We start from the raw sequence: 5329 nt of genomic DNA, 5'->3' as shown, positions 1-5329 counted from the left end.
CTCTATTCAGGTGGCCAAATTTACTATGCCACTACACATCCGGCACTTATTGTCGGATGCGATGCTTGCGCATCTTATCCGACCTACAAATCGCATCGAACCGTAGGCCGGATAAGGCGGTCACGCCGCATCCGGCATTTATTGTCGGATGCGATGCTTGCGCATCTTATCCGACCTACAAATCGCATCGAACCGTAGTCCGGATAAGGCGTTTACGCCGCATTTCGGCACTTATTGTCGGATGCGATGCTTGCGCATCTTATCCGACCTACAAATCGCATCGAACCGTAGGCCGGATAAGGCGTTTACACCGCATCCGGCAAATAGTTAATAGCTCTTACTTCTTCGCTTCTGCAACCACTTTGCTACCCACGCCGCGGTTATTGTATTCCCACATGCGGTTGTAGTTAGTGTCATTCAGATTGCGCTGTACTTCGTCGCTATCGTCAACGCTGCCGGTATTACCCGCAAATGGACGATTGGAAATCACCGCATCGGCCCACGGTTTAGCCGTGTTAAAACCTTCGTTGATGGCGCTATCACGGATCACCACCTGACCGTTGGTATTGGCATCAACATCCAGCGAGCGGCCCAGTTGCGCCACGCCATCACCGGAAGCATTGAAACGGCTGTTTACGGCGAGGAAACCGTAATAGATGTTAGACAGCGTAGCCGGTGCAAACACATACGCTTCTTGCTGAGTACGGGAGTTCACCACGCGGAATTCGGTATTATCGAACACCACCGCGCCGCGACCAGAAACGATATCCACATCCCCTTCAATATAGCTATTCGTCACCAGAGTACGCGGTTGACGATTGGTTTCCAGACGGTTTTGCACACCACTGTTGGTGACAAAGAAGGTGTTCTGACGACCGAGAATGTTGACGTTATTGATCTGCACTTTGTCGCCATCAGTACGCAGTGCCACCGCCGGATGGTTACCCGCATCTACGCTATCGCCCAGCGTGTTTTCGATGGTCAGGTTTTGCAGTTGCAGGCCATTGTTTTGTGACCAGAAAACCGCAGAACAGAGCACGCCAATACTGTCGCTGCGTTTGCTCTGGCAGCTATCGTACATGTACCACGCTGGTTTACCTGGCATATATTTGCCGCGCGGGTTGACGTCGTGACGCCAGTCGGCAGGGCTCATGCTCCCATCAAGGGAAAGCCCAATCTTCACATCAATCGGTTTTTCACCTGTACCGTACAGAGTAATTCCACCCGGAGCGGCAGGGACATAGACCGTGCCTTCATACTCACCAGGCATCACGGCAATATACTGGCGCTTGTTGGTACGCTTGATAATTGCCGCATCCACCGCTGCCTGAATCGTGGTATGCGTTACACCTTGGGTACCCGCCGGGCCGACAACAAAGTCAGGTTGCGCAGGCAGGGTAATCGGGGAAGGATTCCACGCTGCAGCACCTGGTGTCAGGGATGCAAAATAGTGTTGAGCATCGAAATTCTGCGCTTCTTTTGCCGACAGAATCGGGCGAGAAGAGGTACCAGGCGCGGTTTGATCAGAAGGACGTTGATCGGGCGGTGTTGAGCTACAGGCGGTCAGCGTCACGCCAAAAGCCAGTGCCAGCGCCAGACGGGAAACTGAAAATGTGTTCACAGGTTGCTCCGGGCTTTAAAATGGAAAAAATGAATCCGTTGAAGCCTGCTTTTTTATACTAAGTTGGCATTATAAAAAAGCATTGCTTATCAATTTGTTGCAACGAACAGGTCACTATCAGTCAAAATAAAATCATTATTTGATTTCAATTTTGTCCCACTCCCTGCCTCTGTCATCACGATACTGTGATGCCATGGTGTCCGACTTATGCCCGAGAAGATGTTGAGCAAATTTATCGCTTATCTGCTTCTCATAGAGTCTTGCAGACAAACTGCGCAACTCGTGAAAGGTTGGCGGATCCCCTTCGAAGGAAAGACCTGATGCTTTTCGTGCGCGCATAAAATACCTTGATACTGTGCCGGATGAAAGCGGTTCACGACGAGTAGATGCAATTATGGTTTCTCCGCCAAGAATCTCTTTGCATTTATCAAGTGTTTCCTTCATTGATATCCCGAGAGCATCAACATGCAATGTTGTAGGGATGGCAATTTTTACGCCTGTTTTGCTTTGCTCGACATAAAGATATCCATCTACGATATCAGACCACTTCATTTCGCATAAATCACCAACTCGCTGCCCGGTAACAACAGCCAGTTCCATTGCAAGTCTGAGCCAACATGGTGATGATTCTGCTGCTTGATAAATTTTCAGGTATTCGTCAGCCGTAAGTCTTGATCTCCTTACCTCTGATTTTGCTGCGCGAGTGGCAGCGACCGGGTTTGTTGTTATATGGCCTTCAGCTATTGCCTCTCGGAATGCATCGCTCAGTGTTGATCTGATTAACTTGGCTGACGCCGCCTTGCCCTCGTCTATGTATCCATTGAGCATTGCCGCAATTTCTTTTGTGGTGATGTCTTCAAGTGGAGCATCAGGCAGACCCCTCCTTATTGCTTTAATTTTGCTCATGTAATTTATGAGTGTCTTCTGCTTGATTCCTCTGCTGGCGAGGATTTTTTCGTAGCGATCAAGCCATGAATGTAACGTAACAGAATTATCACTGTTGATTCTCGCTGTCAGAGGCTTGTGCTTGTGTCCTGAAAATAACTCAATGTTGGCCTGTATAGCTTCAGTGATTGCTATCCTCCTGTCTCGGCCTAATCCAAACTCTTTACCCGTCCTTGGGTCCCTGTAGCAGTAATATCCATTGTTTCTTATATAAAGATTAGGGGGTAAATCCCGGCGCTCATGACTTCGCCTTCTTCCCATTTTTGATCCTCTTCAAAAGGCTACCTGTTACTGGTCGATTTAAGTCAACCTTTACCGCTGATTCGTGGAACAGATACTCTCTTCCATCTTTAACCGGAGGAGGGAATATCCTGCACTCGCGTACCCATCGACGAACTGTTTCAAGGCTTCTTGGGCGTCGCTGGCGTGCGTTCCACTCCTGAAGTGTCAAGTACATCGCAAAGTCTCCGCAATTACACGCAAGAAAAAGCCGCATTGATGCGGCGATGGTAGGTCTGGATATCTTGAGAAATGAACAGGCCTCATCGAGTGTGAGGCTGTGGTTAGTACTTGCGTAGCTCGCTAATTCTTCTGTAAGTTTCTGGTGCTTTGTTTCCGTGTATCTTCATTTCAGACTTCAACAGAGCAACGAGAGAATCCCATTCGTTGAGGATGCCTTTGAATGCCGGAACGCGCTTTGCAACCTTGTCGAATGAATCTCTGATTTCTGGAATCTGCTCAACAAGTGCAACGCATCGTCGGAAATCGGCTGCGTCATGTGGAGCACCGAAGTGATGACCATAGATATTCTTTTTCAGTCCACATGCGATTGAGGCAAGAGTTGCGCTACTGATGCCGACATCGCCAGTCGTTTGCCATTTCAAAATCTTCATAGCCAAATCTGACATTTCTTGTCTCCAATAAAAAACCGCCATCAGGCGGCTTGGTGTTCTTTCAGTTCTTAAATTCGAATCAGCCTTTGGTCACCCAGCATTGTGAGTCACCATTACACGGGCATGAATTAACAGGAACTCTCTCGCCGCACTTACCGCAACGTTTTATGCTGATCGATTTTATACGCCAGCGCACAAGTGCATCATCCTGGCGGCTCAGTAACGCGATGTACTCACCAAACTCGTAAGGCGCACGCCTGAAGCGACGCGTGGCACAGTTACGCTCCAGCATTTCAATTTCCTGAGCATCAAGTACAAGCTCCAGCTTACGCATACCGGATGATGCTTGCTTGGCTCTCTGATCGGCTTTGCGCTCTGCTGCTGATTTAGCCATTCTGCTTTTCCTGCATCAGGAGAAAGACAATCATAGCGGCGCGGATGCTTCCGATATCTCTTTATGCGATAAGCACATACAAGCAGCGAACCATCAACTGGAGTGAGTGAGGAATCGACCACAAGCAACGCCCCTTGCAATATGCCTTCGCGGTAATGGCTGTCACCCGCGGAACAATTTATCTGCTGGCTGCATGAAAAGCCAGCAATACAACTTTTGCTGACTTTCCACCGTTAACGCGACACAACCTTTGTTCCTGAGCTTCACGTTGCAGAGCCGATAATCTCCGTCTCTTTAAATTAAAAAGACGGAGACTATTAAAAACTCATTAAAACATCAGGAAACAACAGATTCCCCGTAAAACGCTACAGCCTGTGCAGACTGGGAGTCCATATCATCATGGAGATCTCTGGAGTATGGGAGGGAGTTGACTGTCGATATAAATATACTGTCATTTTCTAAAGTGAAAATTTCTGATTCGAGACTACCAATATCACCACGTACAGGATTAGTCCACCCACTAAACAGTAAAAATCCCCATTCCTGAAAAAGCCCGGAATTCACTTCACGTTTTACATCATGAAACATTTCTCCCGTCAGTTCATCGAAAGGGACATTATTGATATCGCGTCGTGCCGGGACAGTCCCTTTTTTATCCTCAATCCAAAACAATGCATCGTAAAATCTGTCCGACGTTGCGGTACGAGGTTTAAAGAAGCGATAAGGTTTAATTAAATAAGATGACACATTTTTCCCTGTGGCTTTATCCTTCGCAAAAATAACAAATGTTTTACCAATGCAACTTTCATCAATATCATTTGAAAATGACACCACGCCGTCCTGATTTACAGTCAGCGAATTGTCTCCCGCATTGGTGACAACACTCCAGTCCAACGTATTATTATTGACAACATCATTGTCAACCACCATCTGAAATGTCGCGCCTGGAAATAATGTTTTCGGGAATGAACCATTAGCCATGTCTTTTTTTATATCGAACACATGGTGGCTCACTAGAACACCGGTAATTTTGGGCATAAAAAACTCCTTATTTGTTTAATTGAAATGCGATCAATAAATTCGATCACCAAAGAGATATTATTACTTTTACAAGAATAAATGTTGTTATTTGTTTATTATAAAACAATCATCACCCAGAAAAGAAAAAGATGCAGCTCGTTAACAAAAACCTTTGTGGCATATTAAGGTTGTGTCGCGTTAACGGTGGAAAGTCAGCAGATAAAATTGTTCTGTGGGTGACAATCCATCACCCTGAGGATGCTGATATTGCCCCTTGCGCATCATGTGGATTAATTCAACGCCGGCCAGTATCGTAGCCGTTCCATGAAATAGGTGTGCAAGTTCTCCGGTTGCTCACGGGCTACCTGTTCTGCAATTACCGGTATATTCATCCGCTCTTTGTAGGCAACGCCGCTGGCGGCCAGGTCAACGTTGTAGTGGTCAACAAAAACTGGC

7 protein-coding genes are annotated in these 5329 nt (G+C 47.0%); all 7 read right to left on the bottom strand.

The genetic code is table 11. From position 1 onward, the window contains the following. Window positions 1-337: 337 nt before the first annotated feature. The 7 genes from D9734_RS23150 to D9734_RS23115 all read right to left on the bottom strand — a co-directional run bounded on the left by D9734_RS23150 (window position 338) and on the right by D9734_RS23115 (window position 5298). Window positions 338-1621 carry a putative acyl-CoA thioester hydrolase gene (locus D9734_RS23150; protein ID WP_130210879.1) on the bottom strand — a complete coding sequence of 428 codons (1284 nt, stop codon included), beginning with the start codon at window positions 1619-1621 and terminating at the stop codon, window positions 338-340. 135 nt (window positions 1622-1756) lie between these two features. Further along, on the bottom strand, window positions 1757-2827 hold the full coding sequence (locus tag D9734_RS23145) for a tyrosine-type recombinase/integrase (protein ID WP_000533643.1): 1071 nt from the start codon (window positions 2825-2827) through the stop codon (window positions 1757-1759). Beyond that, window positions 2805-3023, bottom strand: a complete 219-nt coding sequence (locus tag D9734_RS23140; protein WP_001337487.1) for an excisionase — start codon at window positions 3021-3023, stop codon at window positions 2805-2807. Before D9734_RS23140 ends, D9734_RS23145 begins: the two co-directional genes overlap by 23 nt. A 106-nt stretch (window positions 3024-3129) precedes the next feature. Continuing rightward, window positions 3130-3474 (bottom strand): hypothetical protein, encoded by a 345-nt coding sequence (locus D9734_RS23135; protein ID WP_130210877.1) that lies wholly within the window; start codon window positions 3472-3474, stop codon window positions 3130-3132. Window positions 3475-3538: 64 nt separating this feature from the next. Continuing rightward, window positions 3539-3853: a hypothetical protein gene (locus D9734_RS23130; protein ID WP_130210875.1), complete on the bottom strand. Its 315-nt coding sequence runs from the start codon at window positions 3851-3853 to the stop codon at window positions 3539-3541. A 336-nt stretch (window positions 3854-4189) separates the two neighbouring features. After that, on the bottom strand, window positions 4190-4891 hold the full coding sequence (locus D9734_RS23120) for a hypothetical protein (protein WP_130210873.1): 702 nt from the start codon (window positions 4889-4891) through the stop codon (window positions 4190-4192). Between the two features lie 272 nt (window positions 4892-5163). Next, a complete protein-coding gene (locus tag D9734_RS23115; RefSeq protein ID WP_071990834.1) occupies window positions 5164-5298 on the bottom strand; it encodes a DNA polymerase III subunit theta in 135 nt (44 codons plus the stop codon). Window positions 5299-5329: the final 31 nt, after the last annotated feature.

The sequence above is a fragment of the Escherichia sp. E14S1 genome, assembly GCF_004211995.1.
Classification (GTDB): domain Bacteria; phylum Pseudomonadota; class Gammaproteobacteria; order Enterobacterales; family Enterobacteriaceae; genus Escherichia.
This window is presented reverse-complemented; position numbering and strand designations above follow the sequence as displayed.